At 64.9% G+C, this 18,664-nt stretch carries 14 protein-coding genes; 7 read left to right on the top strand and 7 right to left on the bottom strand.

Annotated features, from left to right (window positions below):
* The first annotated feature begins 38 nt into the window (after window positions 1-38).
* Window positions 39-1,913, top strand: coding sequence for a M3 family oligoendopeptidase (locus TQ38_RS01885; protein ID WP_052505636.1), 1,875 nt, complete (start codon window positions 39-41; stop codon window positions 1,911-1,913).
* Window positions 1,914-1,965: 52 nt separating this feature from the next.
* Here TQ38_RS01885 and TQ38_RS01890 read toward each other — a convergent pair whose 3' ends face one another.
* Window positions 1,966-3,417 (bottom strand): NAD-dependent succinate-semialdehyde dehydrogenase, encoded by a 1,452-nt coding sequence (locus tag TQ38_RS01890; protein ID WP_043973747.1) that lies wholly within the window; start codon window positions 3,415-3,417, stop codon window positions 1,966-1,968.
* 422 nt (window positions 3,418-3,839) lie between these two features.
* Between TQ38_RS01890 and TQ38_RS01895 the strand changes: the two genes are divergently transcribed.
* Window positions 3,840-4,865 (top strand): DUF2889 domain-containing protein, encoded by a 1,026-nt coding sequence (locus TQ38_RS01895; protein WP_240197925.1) that lies wholly within the window; start codon window positions 3,840-3,842, stop codon window positions 4,863-4,865.
* On the opposite strand, the gene TQ38_RS01900 is transcribed toward TQ38_RS01895, so the two are convergent.
* Complete coding sequence (locus TQ38_RS01900) at window positions 4,862-5,380, bottom strand: GbsR/MarR family transcriptional regulator (RefSeq protein WP_043973743.1); 519 nt, start codon at window positions 5,378-5,380, stop codon at window positions 4,862-4,864. The genes TQ38_RS01895 and TQ38_RS01900 overlap by 4 nt on opposite strands.
* Before the next feature lie 196 nt (window positions 5,381-5,576).
* Between TQ38_RS01900 and TQ38_RS01905 the strand changes: the two genes are divergently transcribed.
* Window positions 5,577-6,590 (top strand): LLM class flavin-dependent oxidoreductase, encoded by a 1,014-nt coding sequence (locus tag TQ38_RS01905; protein WP_043973742.1) that lies wholly within the window; start codon window positions 5,577-5,579, stop codon window positions 6,588-6,590.
* Between the two features lie 77 nt (window positions 6,591-6,667).
* On the opposite strand, the gene TQ38_RS01910 is transcribed toward TQ38_RS01905, so the two are convergent.
* On the bottom strand, window positions 6,668-7,438 hold the full coding sequence (locus TQ38_RS01910) for an IclR family transcriptional regulator (protein WP_043973741.1): 771 nt from the start codon (window positions 7,436-7,438) through the stop codon (window positions 6,668-6,670).
* A gap of 115 nt (window positions 7,439-7,553) precedes the next feature.
* Here TQ38_RS01910 and TQ38_RS01915 point away from each other — a divergent pair, with 115 nt between their 5' ends.
* From TQ38_RS01915 to TQ38_RS01930, 4 genes are all read left to right on the top strand, one after another.
* A complete protein-coding gene (locus tag TQ38_RS01915; RefSeq protein ID WP_043973739.1) occupies window positions 7,554-9,170 on the top strand; it encodes an acyl-CoA synthetase in 1,617 nt (538 codons plus the stop codon).
* A 29-nt stretch (window positions 9,171-9,199) separates the two neighbouring features.
* Window positions 9,200-10,342, top strand: coding sequence for a MaoC family dehydratase N-terminal domain-containing protein (locus TQ38_RS01920; RefSeq protein ID WP_043973737.1), 1,143 nt, complete (start codon window positions 9,200-9,202; stop codon window positions 10,340-10,342).
* Window positions 10,343-10,485: 143 nt separating this feature from the next.
* Window positions 10,486-11,688, top strand: a complete 1,203-nt coding sequence (locus tag TQ38_RS01925) for a CaiB/BaiF CoA-transferase family protein (protein ID WP_205316061.1) — start codon at window positions 10,486-10,488, stop codon at window positions 11,686-11,688.
* Between the two features lie 46 nt (window positions 11,689-11,734).
* Complete coding sequence (locus TQ38_RS01930) at window positions 11,735-12,646, top strand: SDR family NAD(P)-dependent oxidoreductase (protein WP_043973733.1); 912 nt, start codon at window positions 11,735-11,737, stop codon at window positions 12,644-12,646.
* 4 nt (window positions 12,647-12,650) lie between these two features.
* Here TQ38_RS01930 and TQ38_RS01935 read toward each other — a convergent pair whose 3' ends face one another.
* The 4 genes from TQ38_RS01935 to TQ38_RS01955 form a co-directional block, all read right to left on the bottom strand.
* Window positions 12,651-13,760: a GGDEF domain-containing protein gene (locus TQ38_RS01935; RefSeq protein WP_043973731.1), complete on the bottom strand. Its 1,110-nt coding sequence runs from the start codon at window positions 13,758-13,760 to the stop codon at window positions 12,651-12,653.
* A gap of 497 nt (window positions 13,761-14,257) precedes the next feature.
* Window positions 14,258-15,718 carry a PstS family phosphate ABC transporter substrate-binding protein gene (locus tag TQ38_RS01945; RefSeq protein WP_052505634.1) on the bottom strand — a complete coding sequence of 487 codons (1,461 nt, stop codon included), beginning with the start codon at window positions 15,716-15,718 and terminating at the stop codon, window positions 14,258-14,260.
* Window positions 15,719-15,722: 4 nt separating this feature from the next.
* On the bottom strand, window positions 15,723-16,457 hold the full coding sequence (locus tag TQ38_RS01950; RefSeq protein ID WP_043973726.1) for a hypothetical protein: 735 nt from the start codon (window positions 16,455-16,457) through the stop codon (window positions 15,723-15,725).
* Between the two features lie 3 nt (window positions 16,458-16,460).
* The gene (locus TQ38_RS01955; protein ID WP_052505633.1) at window positions 16,461-18,608 is read right to left on the bottom strand and encodes a TonB-dependent siderophore receptor; all 2,148 of its coding nucleotides are present in this window, start codon (window positions 18,606-18,608) and stop codon (window positions 16,461-16,463) included.
* Window positions 18,609-18,664 lie beyond the last annotated feature (56 nt).

Here is an 18,664-nt window from a genome sequence, read left to right on the forward strand (position 1 = left end):
CGCGCGTTTCCGGGCGCGGAACAGCAAGGGACACATCCATGATCGAAACCGACCGCCGCGGCGCGCTGGGCCTGGCCGCCGCGCTTCCGCTTGCCTCTGCGCTGCCGTCGCTGTTTGCCGGCGCCGCCCATGCGGCTGCGGGTCCGAACGGCGCCGCCTGGGACCTTACCGACCTTTTCCCCGACCTTGCCGCCTGGGATGCGGCGCGCAAGGAGGTGGTCGCCGCGCTGCCGCGCCTCGCAGCCTACAAGGGCACGCTGGGGCAGGGCGCCGATGCGATGGCCAAGGCGTTCGAGGATATTTCCGCCGTCACCATCAAGATGATGCGCGTCTACGTCCATGCCTCGCTGCGCGCTGACGAGGATGTGCGCATTTCCGCCAATCAGGAGCGCAACGCCCAGGTCGAGGATCTCGCATCTTCCTTTGGCGAGGCAACCGCCTGGACCGCGCCCGAAGTGCTGGCGCTGGGCAAGGACAAGGTCGAAAGCTACATCGCGGGCAATGCCGTGCTCAAGGGCCGGTTCGCCTATGCGCTGCGCAAGACGCTGCGGCAGGCCGCGCATACCCTTGACGTCAAGGGCGAGCAGATCCTTGCCGCCGCGTCCTCGCCGCTGGGCGGGCCGCAGACGATCCGCGAGCAGTTGTTCAACTCCGACATTCCCTGGCCCACGGTCAGCCTTTCGGACGGGCGGAGCCAGCGGCTGGATGCCCAGGGCTACACCCTGACCCGCGACGCGCCCAGCCGCGAGGACCGCAAGACGGTGTTCGACAGCTTCTTCGGCCAGATGGGCAAGTTTGAAAGCTCGCTCGGCGCGGCGATGGCGGCCAAGCTCAAGGGCGATGTGTTCGAGGCGCGGATGCGCAGCTATCCCAGTTCACTGGCAGGCGCGCTGTCGGGCGATAACGTGCCTGAAAGCGTCTATCGCACGTTGATCGCCGAAACCGACGCCGGCTTGCCGCAGCTCCACCGCTCGTTCGAGTTGCGGCGCAGGATGCTGAAGCTGCCGGACATGCATTATTACGACATCTACCCGCCGCTGGTCAGCATGGAGCGCAAGTTCACGCTTACCGACATGCGCAACATCACACTGAAAGCGGTGGCGCCGCTTGGCCCCGATTACGTGAAGCGTCTGGGCGCGGCGACGGCGGCGAAATGGATGGACCCGCTGCCCCGGCCCGGCAAGCGCCCCGGCGCCTACATGAACGGTTCGGCCTACGGCGTGCACCCCTATCTGCTGCTGAACCTTGGCGAGAACTACGAAGGGCTGTCCACCTATGCCCACGAATGGGGCCATGCGATGCATTCGATCCTGGCGGATTCGGTGCAGCCGTTCGAACTGTCGGACTACCCGATCTTCACCGCCGAGATTGCCTCGACCTGCAACGAGGTGCTGCTGACCGAGTATATGCTGGCGCAGGCGAAGACCAAGGAAGAGAAGATCTACTACCTTGGCATGCGGCTGGAGGGGATGCGCGGCACGTTCTTCCGCCAGGCCATGTTCGCCGAGTTCGAACTGAAGATGCACGAGATGGCAGAGGCGGGCGAAGGCCTGTCCGGCGAAAGCCTGACGCGGGTCTATCTGGATCTGCTGAAGCGCTACCACGGCCCGAACTTCGTGATCGATGCGCCTTACGCCATCGAGTGGGCCTATATCCCGCACTTCTACAGCCAGTTCTACGTCTACAAGTACGCCACCTCGATCGCAGCGGGAACATGGTTCGCGCACTCGATCCTGAACGGCGGCAAGGTTGAGCGCGAGCGCTACCTGGACGTGCTGCGGGCTGGCGGGTCGGCCGATCCGGTCGACATCATCAAGGCTTCGGGCCTCGATATGACCGGGCCGGAACCCTATCGCGGGCTGGTCGCCGATTTCGGCGCGACGATCGACGCAATCGAGAAGCTACTGGGTTGAAAAGCGGGGCTGCCCTCCCCCTTTGGGTGGGAGGGCAGCGCCTGCTCCAGCTTCAGGCGGGCTTGATGCCCATGCAGAGGTACTTCACCTCCATGTAGTCATCGAGGCCGTAGTGCGAGCCTTCGCGGCCCAGGCCGGACTGCTTCACACCGCCGAACGGGGCGACTTCGGTGGAGATCAGGCCGGTGTTGATGCCGACCATGCCCGCTTCCAGCGCCTCCGCCACGCGCCATACGCGGCTCAGGTCGCTGGCGTAGAAGTAGCTGGCAAGGCCGAATTCGGTATCGTTGGCCATGCGGATCGCTTCGGCTTCCTCGGTGAACCGGATCACGCCGGCCAGGGGGCCGAAGGTCTCCTCGCGGGCGAGCTGCATGTCCGGCGTCACGCCCGAGATCACGGTGGGGTTGAAGAAGCTGCCGCCGCGCTCGTTGCGCTGGCCGCCGGCGAGGACCTTGGCGCCGCCGTCGAGCGCGTTCTTCAGGTGCTCCTCGACCTTTTCGACTGCCTTTTCATCGATCAGCGGGCCAACGGTGGTGCCATCGTCCATGCCGTAGCCAACCTTCATGCCATTCACGCGCGCAGCCAGCTTGGTGACGAACTCGTCATAGACGCCGTCCTGCACGTAGAACCTGTTGGTGCACACGCAGGTCTGGCCGCCGTTGCGGAACTTGGAGATCATGGCGCCTTCGATGGCCGCGTCCACATCGGCATCGTCGAACACCAGGAACGGCGCGTTGCCGCCCAGCTCCATCGAGCACTTCTTGATCGTTTCGGCGCATTCGCGCAGCAGGTCGCGGCCGATCTCGGTGGAGCCGGTGAAGGTCAGTTTGGCGACTTTCGGGCTGGAGGTAAGCGCCGAGCCGATCTGGCCCGCGCTGCCGGTGACCACGTTGACCACGCCCTTGGGAATACCCGCCATTTCGCAAAGCTGCGCGATGGCCAGCGCCGAATAAGGCGTGGCCGACGCGGGCTTGATGACGATGGTGCAGCCCGCCGCCAGCGCCGGGCCCAGCTTGCGCGTAATCATCGCATTGGGAAAGTTCCACGGCGTGATCGCGGCAACCACGCCGACGCCCTGCTTGATGACGACGATGCGGCGATCAGGCGCGTGGCCGGGGATAGTGTCGCCGTAAGCGCGCTTCCCCTCTTCGGCGAACCACTCGATGAAGCTGGCGCCATAGGCGATCTCGCCCTTGCCTTCGGCCAGCGGCTTGCCCTGCTCGCGGGTGAGCAGTTCGCCCAGGTCGTCCTGATGCTGCATCATCAGTTCATAGAGCTTGCGCATCAGCTTCGAACGCTCACCGGCGGTCTTGGCGCGCCAGGCGGGGAGAGCGGCTTCGGCCGCGTCGATCGCGCGGGCGGTTTCATCCGCGCCCATCTTGGGAACCGTGCCCAGCACCGCGCCGCTGCCCGGATCGGTGACCTCGAATGTCGCGCCGGAATCGGCATCCACCCACGCGCCGTCGATGTAGCACTGCTGCTTCAGGAAGTCGGTGTATGCCATTTCGTGCGGTTCCTCGTGGTTGCCGGTGGGGCGTCTCGGATGGACGCCCGCGCGTTCGGGCTTGGAATAGGTACGACCTCTAGCGCTGACAAGGCGCAGCGGCCCCCTCGCATTAGCGCGAGGTACGGCAGTTGAGGCATGTCCGCTGGTCGGTTAGCCTTTAATGAGAAGGGTAACGCGATTCTGCGAGAGGCTGCGGCTTGGAATACGCAGGCGGCGTCGGCGACCAGAAGGGGTTGGAAGACATCGCCAGGCGGATGAAGGCAGGACAAACCCGCCTCGCTGTACCGGGACCAAAGGCTTGGAAACCGCGTAGCAGGCCTTTCCAATCCGGCTTTCGCGCCATCAACACGGAACCCGGCTGCGGTTTGCTTCATACCCGAGGCTTGATTGCCGACGCGGCGCGGTCCAGCGTGATTCGCATGAGTACTATGATTTCGTCTCCGCATCGGACGCCGCCGCCGCCGCGCAGCACCGCGAATCCCGCTCCGGCCCGCATCGCCGGATCAGTGCGGCGCACGACAAGCATCGACGTGTCTTGGCCTGACGGTATCGAGGCGCAGCGCCGCTTCATCGGCGCCGCGCGCGATCTGTGGACGCCGCAGGAGGGCGCCGAGGGACTGACTCTGGCCGAGGCGCATTTCGACGTGCGCATGAGCGAGGACAAGACGATCACCGCCATTACCGCCGACCCCGCTCCGGCAGAGGTGGAGCGGCTGGTCGGCGCCCGCGCGGGCGGCCACTTGCGGTCCGTGCTGCGCGAGATAATGCCCGACGTGGCGCATCCACTATACCTGATCCTTGACGATCTTTCGGGCAGCGCGCTGGTCAGCGCCTTCGCGTGGGCTCAGTTCAATCCCGACTGGTCCAAGCGGCTGCGCGAACGCCTCGGCGATGAGCAGCACGACCAGTTGCTGGCCCAGCGCGTCAACGTGTGCTGGGGTTTGCAGGAGGGGAACAGCGGGGTTCAGCCCGGCGGTCCGCCGCAGGATGTCGCCAGCGCCGACGCGGGCGACGTGCGCAATCCGCTCGATCCGCAGGGCTGGCACGCGCTCTCCGACCACGAAGGCGCAGGCTTTCGCCGTGCCCGCCGTATCGACGTGACCCGGGACGAGGCGGCGGGTGTAATCCGCATCGATTCCGCCTTTCAGGACAGCGCCGCCCGTATCGACGGCAGCCGCGTCGCGATCCACGAATACCTCCTGCGCGCGACGGCGGATCTTGCCACGCTTGAAGTGCTGTCGATCGAACCGGAGGCGCGTATCCTGCCGTTTTCCGAATGCCCCGGCGCGGTTCACAACACGCAGCGTCTGGTGGGCAAGGGCCTTGCGGACATTCGGGACGAAGTGCTGGCGCAGCTGCGCGGGCCTGAAGGGTGCACCCACCTCAACGACGCCTTGCGCGCGCTGGCCGATGTGCCGGAACTGGCAGCGAAGATCGGCGGTTAAACGGCGCGCGAGGCGGTCTTGCCCGCCGGGCGATCGCCCTCGTCCGCCGCCGCCGAACCCATTGCAGAGCCGGCCTGGCCGGCGATCACGCCTTCGATGGCTGCGCGCATGGCGGTGTAGAATTCGGAGAGACGATCGAAGCGTTCCGCGACCGCGGCTGGGACCGCGCGGCCGCGCTGGCCGTTGAACATGCGTACCTGCCGCTCCAGCAGTTCGGCCTTGGCGATGAAAGGCCCGCTGAACTCTGCCGGCACCGAATAAAAGATGCGGCGGCTGCCCGGCTCGCCCTGACGGCGGGCACTGCCGCAATGCTCCAGCGTGCGAGCGGCGACGCTGGCGTTGCTTTTGCTCATGCCAAGGTCGGCTGCGATCTCGTCCAGAGTCGCCGGTTCCTCACGCAACAGGAGGTACGCGTAGATGCGCCCAACCGGCCGCGGCCAGCCCCAGGGGGCCATCAACATCGCCATGGCGTCAAGAAAGGCTTCGTCCTGCTGTGAAGGCTTGATGTTCGGCATATTCTGTATTTACTGAATTTAGCTGCGGGGCGCCAGCGGAAAACGGGCGCGGGATGGAGAGAACCAAAGCCATGGACGACCTGAAATGCAAGCGCCGTCGCGGCCCTCGCGCGTCGATCGCCGCGAACTTGGCCGCCTGCTCTGCGACCACAGGCGGGAAGAACGATACGTCCTACGCCATACTGGAGAGCCGGCCGTGAAAGACTGCAAGATTTCCGTTTCGTTCGACATGCGCTCGCCCGACTGGGCGACGCCGACGCACGAACTCTACCGCGCGGCAATCGAGATGGCCGCCTTCGTCGACAGGATCGGCGCCGACCAGATCGGCCTCATGCAGCACCACGGGTCGGACGATGGCTACCTGCCGCAGCCCTTCGCGTTGGCGGGGGGAATGGCGGCGGTGACCAGCCGGATACGCTTCCTCCTTGGCGCCGTGATCCTGCCGCTGCACGATCCGCTGGAACTGGCCGAGCAGATCGCGGTGGTCGACAACATGTCGAACGGCCGTCTCGGCGTGATTTTCGGCGCGGGCTATGTCCCATATGAATTCGCGATGTTCCGCAAGTCGCTGGGCGACCGCGCAAAGCTGATGGACGAGGGGCTGGAGATCATCCTGCGCGCGCTCAGGGGAGAGCGTTTCGAGCATACCAGTGACGCCGGAACCCGCCCCATTTTCGTGCGCCCCCTGCCGGTGCAGGAGCCCGAGGACATCATCCTCGTCGGCGGCGGCGTGCCGGCCTCGGCCAGGCGCGCAGCGAAGTTCGGGGTCGGGTTCGGGCCGATGAAGGGCGATCTCGTCGACATCTACCTCGCCGAATGCGAACGCCTCGGCAATCGCCCGCGCACGTACTTTCGCCCTCGGCCCGGCATGCCGCTGGCGATCCACCTGTGCGACGACCCGGACGAGGGGTGGGAAGCCATCGCCCCTCACGCCGTCCACGTCATTACCGAATATGCCAAGCTGGCAGAAACCGAAGGCGATGCGTCCAACTCGCCCTTCAAAGGGCTGACCGACCCTGCCGCGCTGCGCCACGCAGGTATGTTCGCCGCATGGACCCCGCAGATGCTGCTGGACAAGGTGGCCGGGATGGAAGGTGCCAACATTGGATTCCAGCCCCTCCTCGGCGGCCTCTCGCCGCAGCAGGGCTGGAAAAGCCTGAAGCTGCTTGAAAACACCATGCCCGCGCTGCGGGAGGCGATTGCAGGGTGAAAGCCGCCTGTATTGAGAAAGGTGAGGTGGAAGTCCGCAAAATGACCGATGCCTGACCCGGCAATGGCTCAAGGTCTTCACCCTTCCAGCTGTTCACTCAAAGACCTTGCCGCCCCCCGAAGAGCCTCCTTCAACCGAGGCAATTCGCTGCGTAGCGCCGCCCCTATCCCGATCGCGACAAGTGCGTGACTAGGTGATCCTGCGCCTTTCCAGACCGGAGCGGCGATCACGGTGACGCCGGCAATGTAGTTCCCGGCATCTACCGCTACGCCGGTTTCGCGCGCTTCCTCGACTTGTGCGCGCCAGTCTTCCCAGGTGGGCGCTTCATCCCAGCGCAGGTGTTCGAAGCGGGGCTCGAGGTCGCTTTCCGGGTAGTTTCCGAAGGCGGCGATGCAGCGGCCGGTGGCGGAGACCAACGCCGGAAAGCGGCTGCCGACCTGGGTGGAGAGCTGGAAGTTCTGCCCTGACTGCGACATCGCCGTCACGATGATGTGGTCCAGCCCGAACACCTGGACCCCCAGCGTGGTGATCCCGAATTCGCGGGCCAGACGGTCGAGCGCCGGCTGGGCGAGGTCGTTGAACTGGTCGCGCCGCAGCCATGCGCGGGCCAGCGTGAGGACCCCCGCGTCGAGGGCGTAACGCTTGGTGTCGGCGTCGAAAGCCACCAGTTCCTCGGCCACCAGGGCGCGCAGCACGTAAAGGCAGGTGCTGGGGACCAGCCCGAGTTCGCGGGCGATGGACTGAACCCCCATGGGCGATCCGCGCTTGCCGAGCAGGCGCAAGACAGCAGCCGCACGGGCGATGGCTGGGGCCTTGCTGGCCTTCACGGTGTCGTCGAGGTTTGTCATTCAATATATAGAATAACATTCAATATTTACAAAAACAAGCGAGCCATGCCAGACTTTGCTGAACACAAGGACAATTCCTTTCGGCGCGATTCGAGAGGAAGGAACGGGACGGTTGATGGCCAAGGTGATCTCAGGGCTTACCGACTACACAAGCTACGGCGATGCGCAGGCCCATGCCTCGTCGGCGGCGCTGTGGGAGCTGTTCGACGGGGACCGTGAGCATCTCAACATCGCGCACGAATGCGTGACGCGCCATGCCGATGGCTCGGGCCGTCCGGCCGTGCGCATCGCCCATGCCGACGGCAGCGACGAGATCCTCAGCTTCGATACGATTTCCACCGGCGCGGCGCGGTTCGCGCACTGGCTGGACGCCGAGGGTGTGCAGCCGGGCGAGCGGATCGCCTTCATGCTGGAGCCGTCGCTGGCGTTTTATGTGTGCCTGTTCGGGGCGATGCAGACGGGGGCGATCTCGGTGCCGCTGTTCACCCTGTTCGGCCCAGACGCGCTGCGGCTGCGGGTGGGGGACTGCGAGCCTTCGATCCTCATCACCAATGCCGAGAAGGCGGATCTTGCCCGCTCGATCGCGGTGGATGGCCCCGATGGGCAAAAATGGCCGCGCGTGGTCGTGGCGGACGAGGCTTTCCTCGCCTCGCTGGCGGACCTGCCGGCCACGTACACGCCCAAAACCCGCGCCAATGACATGGCCGTGTTCCAGTATACCAGCGGCACCACGCGCGAACTGCCCGAGGCGGTCAAGCATTCGCACCGCACGCTGGTAACGCTGATGTTCGCGGCGCTTTACGGCACCGGCATCCGTCCGGGGGACGAGTTTTTCTGCCCCTCCAGCCCGGCATGGGGGCATGGATTGTGGCACGGCACGCTGGCCCCGCTGGCGATGGGCGTGACCACTGGCACTTTCGCGGGCCGCTTTGATCCGGTGCGGCTGATGAAGGCGCTGGACGATTTTGGCATCACCAACATGTCGGCCGCCGCGACGCATTACCGCATGATGAAGAACAGCGGGAAGGCGGCGGACTTCGCGTTCCACTTCGAGAAGCTGTCCTTCACCGGAGAGCCGATCGATCCGGCCACGCTGGAATGGATCGACGCGTGGTTCAAGGTGCCCGCCTGCTCGATGTACGGCACGACCGAGATCGGCGTGGTGCTGGTGAACTACCCCGGCGCGGCGGACTTCACGGTGAAACCGGGATCGCTGGGCAAGGCGGTTCCGGGCCAGAAACTGGAAGTCCACCGGGCCGACGGCTCCGTCTGCGATCCCGGCGAGATCGGGGAACTGATGCTGTGGCGGGCCAGAAAGGGCGAAGAGGGCGGGTGGATGACCACCAAGGACCGCGCCCGCACTGACGAGGACGGCACGTTCTACCACTGCGGCCGGGCCGACGATGTGATCATCTCTGCCGGCTGGACGATGAGCGCGGTCGAGATCGAGAACACCATGCTGCGCCACGACAGCGTGATGGAATGCGGCGTGATCGGCGTCCCCGACGAGCAGCGCGGGCAGGTGGTGAAGGCCTTCGTAGTCGCCAACCGCGCCGGCGATGACGCCTTCGCGCGCGAGCTTCAGGACTTCACTCGCGAGCGCCTCGCCCAGCACGAATTCCCGCGCATCGTCGAGTTCGTCGATGAACTGCCCAAGAACCCCGCAGGCAAGGTCCACCGCAAGATGCTGCGCGACCGCGAGGCGGCGAAAGCCGCGCCAGCCGCCGTCTGACACAATTCGAAAGTTTGAGGAGTAGAGAAATGGCCACTACAGCAGAACCGAAGAACAAGTTCCCCAAGATCACCGAAGAGGGCCTCGACGATCTGCGCAGGCGCATCGGCGTAAAGATCGAGAACACCGTCGAGCCGTGGAACTACGAAGCCACCCGCGACGCCATCCGCCACTACGCGCATGGCATCGGCGATGATAACCCGCTGTGGTGCGACCCGGAATATGCGGCGAAGACCAAGTACGGCACGGTCGTCGCACTGCCCTCGTTCCTGTTCACCACCAGCCGCATCATTTCGGGATACTGCGGCGGTCTGTCCGGCGTCCATGCCATGTGGGCAGGCGCCGACTGGACGTGGCACAAGCCGGTGCTGCGCAATGACACGATCAGCGCCGTGGCGTCGCTCAAGGACCTGGTCGAACACCAGACCAAGTTCGCCGGACGCTCGTTCCAGCAAATCTACCATGTCGACTTCTACAACCAGCACGGCGACCACGTTGCCGGCGCCGACAGCTGGGTCTTCCGCACCGATCGCGACGAAGCGCGTGAGCGCGGCACCAAGTACACCGAGGCCCGGGGCCGCGTCGAACCCTTCACCCAGGAACAGCTCGACGAATTCTACGAGATCTACGACCAGGAAGAAACGCGCGGCGCCATTCCGCGCTACTTCGAGGACGTGAACGTGGGCGACAAGCTGCCGCCGATGATGAAGGGCCCGATGACCGTCACCGGCTTCATCTGCTACGCGCAGGGCTGGGGCGGCCTCTATATCCGCGCCAACAAGCTGGCCTACAAGATGCAGAAGGCGCACCCGGGCCTGGGCATCCGCAACCGCTTCAACGTGCCGGACTGCCCCGAGCGCGTGCACTGGGACGAAGCCTTCGCTCTCGAAGTCGGCGCGCCGGGCGCCTACGATTACGGCCCGGAACGCTGCTCGTGGCTGACCCACCACATGACCGACTGGATCGGCGACGACGGCTTCCTGCACAAGTCGAACTGCCAGATCCGCCGCCACAACCCGGACGGCGACGCGATGATCCTGACCGGCGAGGTGACGCGCAAGTTCGTCGAGAACGGCAAGAGCTACGTCGAGGTGGCGCAGAAGGCGACCACGCATCGCGGCGAGCTTTCGGCCTTCGGCACATCGGTGGCGGAACTGCCGAGCAAGGGCTGACGGTAAAAGGGAAAGTGCGAGGGCCATCGCCCTCGCGCTCCCGGACCTGTCTGCCTTGCGCCTTGCCGCGCAGCGGCGCAGCATCGACATGATTGGGAGCGCGCGGGGCTATGCCCTTCGCATCGATAACGAGAAGTCTTGCTATGACCTCGACTTGGGCTGGCCCGCTTGCAGGCGTTCGTGTGATCGACTTCACGCGCGTGCTTGCCGGGCCCGCGGCCAGCCTTGCCCTTGCCGACATGGGCGCCGAGGTGTTCAAGATCGAACCGCCCGGTTCCGGCGACGAAACCCGCAGCTTCCCGCCGATCCGGGACGGGGAAAGCCACTATTACCTGGCGATCAATCGCGGCAAGAAGTCGATCGTCGTCGACCTCAAGAGCGAGGAAGGGCTGGCCCTGGTCAAGGATCTTGCCGCGCGCTGCGACGTGCTGGTTGAGAATTACCGGCCCGGGGTGATGGAGCGGCTGGGGCTGGGCTGGGAGGAACTTCACAAGCTCAATCCGCGCCTCATCTACTGCTCGATTTCGGGCTTCGGCCAGACCGGGCCGCTGAAGGACCGGCCCAGCTTCGACATCGTGCTTCAGGCGATGTCGGGGGCGCTGTCGATGAACGGCGAGCCGGGCGGGCTGCCGACCAAGCTGGGCATTCCGCTGGGCGATCTGGTGGGCGGGATCAACGGGCCGATCGGCATTCTTTCCGCGCTGTACGAGCGGGAGCGGACGGGACTTGGCCGCCATATCGATGTCAGCCTGATGGACGGGCTGATGGGCATGCTCGGCTATATCGCACAGCTTGCGTTCTTCACCGGCAACGACCCGCAGCGGGTAGGCTCGCAGCACCCCAATCTGGTGCCTTACGGTATCTTTCCGGCGCGGGAAGGTTCCATCGTCATCGCCTGCCTGACGCCGGGGTTCTGGGGCCGCATATGCGATTCCATCGGCCAGCCGGACCTTGCCGCCGACCCGCGCTACGACACGTTGGAAAAGCGGCGCGATGCACGCGACGAGGTCAACGCCATCGTCTCGGCATTCACCGCGCTGCACAGCGTCGACGAACTGGTGGAGATATTCACGGCGGCGCAAGTGCCGCACGCGCCGATCCTGGGCGTCACCGAAGCCTTGGCCCAGCCGCAGGCGATGGCACGCGGGATGGTGGTGGAGGCGCAGCACGCGGCGCTGGGGACCATCCCCATCGTCAATCGCTCAATCCGGTTCACCGACGCCGATCAGCCCGTGCCCGAGGCGCCTCCGGTGCTGGGCCAGCACACCGATGCGATCCTTGGCGAAGTGCTCGATCTATCGCCCGAGCGGATCGCGGCGCTACGGGCATCGGGTATCGTTGCGTGATACCCGAACCCGCGCCATCACGAGCAGGAGCGGGAGAGAGATAACCATGCCAGAGCTTCGTTTCGATGGCCGCGTCGCCGTGATTACCGGCGGCGGCCGAGGGCTTGGCCGGGCCCATGCGCTGCTGCTGGCAAGCCGGGGCTGCAGGATTGTGGTCAACGATCCCGGCGTCTCGATGGCGGGTGATGCGACGGCAGAAGGCCCTGCCCAAACGCTTGCGGCCGAAATCCGCGCGGCCGGCGGCGAGGCCATTGCCAACACCGACAGCGTTGCCCTGCCCGAGGGCGGCAAGGCGATCATCGACGCCGCGCTGGAGGCCTTCGGGCGGATCGACATCCTGATCCATTCCGCTGGCAACGTGCGGCGCGGTTCGCTGTGCGATCTGGGTTACGAGGACTTCTCGGCCGTCCTCGATGTCCACCTGAAGGGCGCCTATCACGTCGTTCGCGAGGCGTTTCCGCACATGATGGCGCAGGGCTATGGCCGCATCGTCCTGACCAGTTCGATCAACGGGCTTTACGGCAAGTCCGACAATGTGACTTACGCGATGTGCAAAGCGGGCTTCATGGGCTTGTCGAACACCGCCGCGATCGAGGGGCAGCATAGCAACGTCCGCTCCAACCTGATCGTCCCGGCTGCCGTCACCCGCATGTCGGAAGGGATCGACACCAGCAAATTTCCGCCGATGGAGCCCGAACAGGTCGCCCCCATGGTCGCCTATCTGTGTCACGAGGACTGCCAGGCCACTGGCGAGATGTACGTGGCGATGGGAGGGCGTCTTGGCCGGGCCCGGGTAACCGAGAATGCGGGCCTGTACCATCCGGCCTGGTCGCTGGAAGACGTGGCGGGTCAGATCGATGCCATCCGCGAGGGCGGCGATGCACTGGCCTTCCCGCCGGTCCCCGATGGGCAGCTCGAACACCTGCTCCACGGCTTCGCAATGATCCGCCAAGGCTGATCCTTTAAAGGATCGAGCTTAGCACCTGCGCGGTCGCAGGCCGTTCGCGCTTGGCCTGGTAGAGGTTTAGGTCGGCACTGCGCAGCAGGGTTTCCAGGTCTGTCCCGCTTTCGCTTGAAACGACGGTGCCCACGCAGGCGGAGATGCTGATGTCGTCTGCGCCGATCTGGAAGGTCTGGGCGATGGCCGCGATGATGCGCCGGGCCAGCAGTTCCGCTTCCTCGTGCCGGTTGAGCCCGAACTGGACGATCCCGAACTCGTCGCCGCCGAGCCGCGCGACGATATCGCCGGCCCTCACCGCGCCGCGCAGCCGCTCGGCCACGGCGGCAAGCAGTTCGTCCCCGGCAGCGTGGCCGTAGCGGTCGTTGACCGGCTTGAATCCGTCGAGGTCGAGATAATGCACCGCCACGACGCTTCCCGCGCCCAGCAGCGAGGCATTCTCGTCGAAATATTCACGCAGGGCTAGACGGTTGGGCAGGGCGGTCAACCCGTCGCGCCGGGCGAGGGAAACCGATGTGAGCCGCTTGCCGATCTCCGTCATCACCAGCCGATGCTGGGCAAGGACCGACTGCGATCCGCCGATGAGAAACGCCAGTGCAATCACACTCATGCCGGCGTGAACAGGCTCCAAATGCAGCGCCGACATGACGATGGCGGGGCCGATGGCCATGACTATGCTTGGGATGGCTACCATCGGCCGCAGGCCGGTTCCCGTGGCTACCCCGGCGCAGTAACCCATGAGGACGCATATCGTAAGCATCTGCGCCGATTGGTCGGGCCCTGCGAAGACATAGCCTCCCAATGCGCCGAGCAGCACCGAATAGAGATAATAGGGGGCCGAGTAGCTCAGTTCCAGCTTGCGTGCGGCCGGGCGGTCGAGGGCGGCGGTCATTGCCCGGGAGCGCAGGCTGACAGTGATGCCGACGCGCAGGACGCAGGCCGCGAAGGCGGCCAGTCCGATGGTCCACAACAGGCCGTCGCCGGCGCTGCGGCCGATCAGCGAAACGTATAGGCCGGTGACGCCGAGCATGATCTTGGATGGCAGGACGTTCGCGTAAAGGCTGCGAACCAGCTCGACATATACTTTATCGGAAAGAGCGTCGGATTGCGTCATTTCTCAGGCGTCGCCAGTCAGTAAACGCGCACTAATACACGAAATATCGAACTGTGCGAGAAGTCACCTACGCGTTGTACCTAGGTGGGACGACACCATGCCGCAGACGTGAATTCAGTACCGCACGCAACGCGCAAAAGCTGAACCTCCGATGAAAATACGGAACTTTACGTGGCGGTTGTGGTTGATGAGTGGAGAGGTTGCCACACGCGACGCAAAAAACAGGTTCGCCATGTTTAACGACAGAGAGTTGACCATCGATGTTCCGCACTTCGATCTACCGGTAATACTGGCTTTCAACGCCGTGTTATGGGTACCGATCATCGCCTTCGCAGCAGCGGTGTTCTGAGCAACTGACGGCAAATTGCAGATTACCTGCATCTTATCCGAAGTGGCAGGCCGATGTTCGGGAGTTTCCGAAAGCCTGAAGGCCGGGCCGATGCGCGCCGCACGGGCTGACTAGAAGCTCGATAAGGCCAGCATACCGAGCTTCGACGTCAGAGCGAATCGATGACTTTGCGTTCGGCGGCGAGGTCTGTCTGGTCGAGAGGAAGGTAGCCGTCCTCTTCTGCGCTGTGGCGGGCGATGATGGCCTGGCCTTCGTCCGAAAGCATGTAGCGCAGCAAGCCTTTGGCCGCCTCGGCAATCGGCTGGCCCGGCTGCTTGTCGACGTAGACGTTGAGGAAATAGGATATCGGCCATTGCCCTCGCATCTTGCCCTTGCCAGGCAGGACGTAAGGGCCGCCGTCCTGCGATGAAAGGGGCAGCACGCGAACCCCGGCGGGTGCTTCGCCTGCCCCGATCCAGGTCGCATGGCCGATCCCTTGCGGATCGGCCGCCACGGCTTCCAGTATCGCCTTGCCACTCGGCAACGCCTGATAGCGGGCGCTCAGGGGTAGGCCATCAAGTTTGGACAGGCGCATCGCCGTTGCAAATCCGCCGTCGTCACGCGCGCCGTAGACGTGGATCGGTCCCGATGGGGCACGCGGCGCAGCAAGGGCGGACCAGTCAGTCAGGTCTCCTCCCGGGGCACCGGCCGCGAAGACCCGCTTCATCTCGCTCACGGAAAGGCCGAGGATCGGGTTGCCGGCGTTGACGTAGACGGCCGGCGGGGTCTTGCCATCGGGGCGGGGCCCATGACTGGCATAGGCGACCCGGATACGAACGGGTTCGTAACCCTTCGCCTGCCGGAAGGCGTCGAGATCGTTCTGCCATAGCTCGCGTCCCATCGGTGCGAAGATCGTCGTTCCGGCGGTAAGGGCGGGCATCGCTGTGGAGGAACCGCGCAAGTCGGGTGAAAAGCGGGTGCCCGGTGCCTTGCGAGCGTAGGCAGCCAGCACATCGGGAAGCACTTCAGTCAGGGTGTCGCTGCCGATGATGGAAAAGCTGCCGTCCGGTAGGACGTATCCCGGCGTCCTTTCCTCATAAGCAGCGCCGTGAACGGCGGAAAGCTGGGTCCGTCCGGCCGCGAGATCGGCCGGTGCTAAGGCCTTGTACATAGGCAGAAGGCGGGCCAGACGGGCCTGCCCTTCGTCCGAAAGCATCGCCGACAGGAGCGCAAGCACGCGGGCATCGACCGCCCCATCCTTGTCGCTGCGGGCATAAACATGCAGCCCCTGCATGATCTTGACCGAGACCGGCAACCCGCCTGAGAAGCGGCGCACCGATGCGCGTTCGATCACGGTCATCTCGCGTGGGAGGACAGCCAGCGCGATCGTACCCTGGGTCAGCAGCGGCACCGCGCCAAGCGGCCCGACGATCCGCGCCGACAGTCGATCCCCGGCAGCAGCGGCGACTGCTTCCGCTTCCGGACCGCCGCCGACCAGCAGCTTGCCGTCCGGCAGGACATAGCGGGCGAGCAGGGGGCGCGGTTCGGGAATGGTGCCGCTGTCCTGCGCCGACGCCGATGCAGCCAGGCACGCGGCGGCCAGAACGAGCGTTTGCGCGGTCATCTTCATGTCTTCACCTTGCAGGTTTGGGGCAGGTTCTGGCGCCGGCCCGGGCCCAGCCGATGGCGGCGTCGAACAGCTTGCGCCCGGTATCGGTCATCCGCGAGAAGCTGTTGTTCTCCATGCCGATGAACACCCGCCGCGCGGGCGCCAAGTGATCGTAGTCCATCGTCGCACCTGCTTCGTATCCGAAGAGGGTGGCCTTTTCGGGTTCGCCCGGCCAGGTCATGATGATGTCGGCGCCCAGCCCCGGCTTGCCCCAGCCCGCAGGCGTGCGGGCCTGCGTCCAGGTGCCCAGACCGGCGGGAATGCCCGCGGCCATTGGGTGAGATGCCCGCACGAGCCAGATGTAGTGGCCGGTCTCGATCTCTCCGAAATCACTGTCGCGGCGAAGGCCGGTCATGTGCAGATCGTCGAGCAGGTCGTTTTCCCAGGTAAGAAGGGGGACGCCCATGTCGCGCCACCGCGCGATCGCCGGACGATCCGCCGTGAACTGGTTGGAGCGCACGGTCGACGACATCACGACCAGATCGAACCCGCAAGGATCGGGCGCTCCCGTCAGGCCGTCGTTCTCGGTGACGCTGTAGCCCAATTGCTCAAGCCGCGCCTTGATTGCGAGATCGGCGGAACCGCCCGGAGGATCCGCGCGCATCAGGAACAGGATGCGGCCCGCTCCTGCCGCATCGGCAGAAGCGGAGGCTGCGATACCGGCAAGCAGCAGGGCGGCGGCGGCAAGGGCGCTGCGCATCGGTCAGAAGTTTCCGCTCAGGCCGACGAGGAAGCTGCGGCCCTCGCCCGGCGTGATCACCGACCGCGAGGTCACCGATTCCATGTAATAGTCATCGGTGATGTTCTTGACGTTGAGCGACACGCGCAGCTTGTCGGCGACCTTGTACCACAAGGTGCTGTCCAGGCGGGTGTACCCGCCGATCGAGAAGCTGTTATCCAGGTCGCCCTGCCGGTTGCTGGCGGCGAACACACCGGCGCCCAGCCCGAAGTTACGCAGCGCGCCGTCGATCGGCTCCCAGGTGACCCAGATGCTGCCGCTCCACTTGGGTACGCCGATCAGCTCGTTGCCCTTGGCATAGTCGGTCGATTCCAGCACCGATGCGTCGGTGTAGGCGCCATTTGCAATGACCTTGAGGCTTGGGCTGACCGATCCCGAAACGTCCAGCTCCACACCGCGCGAACGCTGCACACCGGCGTTGAGGTTATAGCCGATGTTGTTGGGGTCCTGCTGAGTGACGTTCTCGCGTTTCAGTTCGTAGACCGCTGCGGTTGCGGCCAGGCGGCCGCCGAACAGTTCGGCCTTGATCCCGGCCTCGTACTGCCTGCCTTTTTCCGGATCGATCGGCTTTCCGTCGATCGTCGGCTCGGGCTTGGACTGGAACGAGCGGGTGTAGTCCGCGAACAGGGAGACATTATCGATCGGCTTCCACACGATGCCGACGCGAGGCGACCAGGCCTTGTCATCCGACGAATACTGGGTGTTGCCCTGATCAGATTGCTGCGCATGGTCGAAACGCACGCCCGCCAGCAGATTGAAGCGACCGCCGATGTCGATCTGGTCCTGGAAATAGCCAGACCACGACTTCGCCTGCACCAGCCGGTCGGGGGCGGGCGTGAAGGTGCCCGGCTGCGCGCCGTAGACAGGGTTGTCGATATCGATGCGGGCCAGCGTTGCCCGCGCGAAGGTACGGAAGCGGTAGGACTTCACATATTCGCCGCCCAGCACAACCGTATGACCTATGCCGGCCGTGTCGAAACGGGCGACCATGTCGGCCTGGAAGTCATAGTTGTGGTTGTTCTCGTGCTGCTCGACGGCTGTGCGGGTGACGGTGCGGGCGCCTGTCGCGGCATTGACCGCAACGCTGTTGCCGTAGTTGATGCCGAACAGGTCGAGCTTGCCTTCGTCGTAGTGGCCGATCTGGCGAATGGTCAGCCAGTCCGTAAGTTCGCGCTCGATGCGATAGTTGAACTCGTAGCGTTCGGATTCCAGCGTCGCCCACTTTTCGCCCAGGAAGCGCTTGCGCGGCAGATCGACAACCAGATCGCCATCGGCATCGGTGGTGGCGACCAGGCCGCGGTCCGACTGGGACTGCTGATGCGCATAAGTCAGGCTGGCAATGATGCGGGTCTTCTCGTCAGGCTGCCACAGAAGCGAACCCGACAGGAACTGGCGGCGGAAGGGCTGGAACACATCGCGGAACGTGTCGCCCGTCTGCGCGGCGGCGACGAAACGAAACGCCAGCGTCTTTGCTGCGTCGATGGGTCCGGTTACGTCGATCTGGCCGCGCGCGAAGTCGTTGCTGCCGGCCTGGACCGAAAAGTTCATCGCCCGTTCGAAGCGCGGCTGCTTGGTCACGATATTGATGAGGCCGCCCGGATCGCCGCGACCATAGAGCACGGATGCCGGCCCTTTGAGGACCTCGATCCGCTCGATATTGGCCATGTCGCGAAAACTGTCGTTCGTTTCGATCGCGGGGCTGAGCATGATGCTGTCGACCGCATAATACGATGAGCGGAAGCCTCTGATCGTGAAGCTTTCCGAGCGATTGCCGGCGTTGGTCCCGGCCTGGATGCCGCTGACGTTGCGCAGGGCGCTGGTGAGGTCGAGTGCCTGCTGGTCGTCGATGACGTCGCGCGGGACGAACTGGATCGACTGGGGCACATCCATGATGTCAGTGCCGGTCCGTGTAGCCGTGGTGATCTGGCTGACTTTGTAGTCCCCGCCCTGCTGACCCATCACGATGATCTCGGACGAGGACACGTCCTGCCGATCCGCGTCAGAAGCATCGGCTTCAGCAGCATAAGCAGTGAGGGGCAGCGTGCCAGACAGCGCTAAAATGCAGGCAAGCGTAAGGGTTCCGGCACTGCGACCAGGCAGAAATACGATCATGAGGGATGCTCCACGAGTTCGTTCTCGTTGTGGGCGGCCCTCTATTAATAATGCGA

It is taken from the genome of Novosphingobium sp. P6W (assembly GCF_000876675.2).
Classification (GTDB): domain Bacteria; phylum Pseudomonadota; class Alphaproteobacteria; order Sphingomonadales; family Sphingomonadaceae; genus Novosphingobium.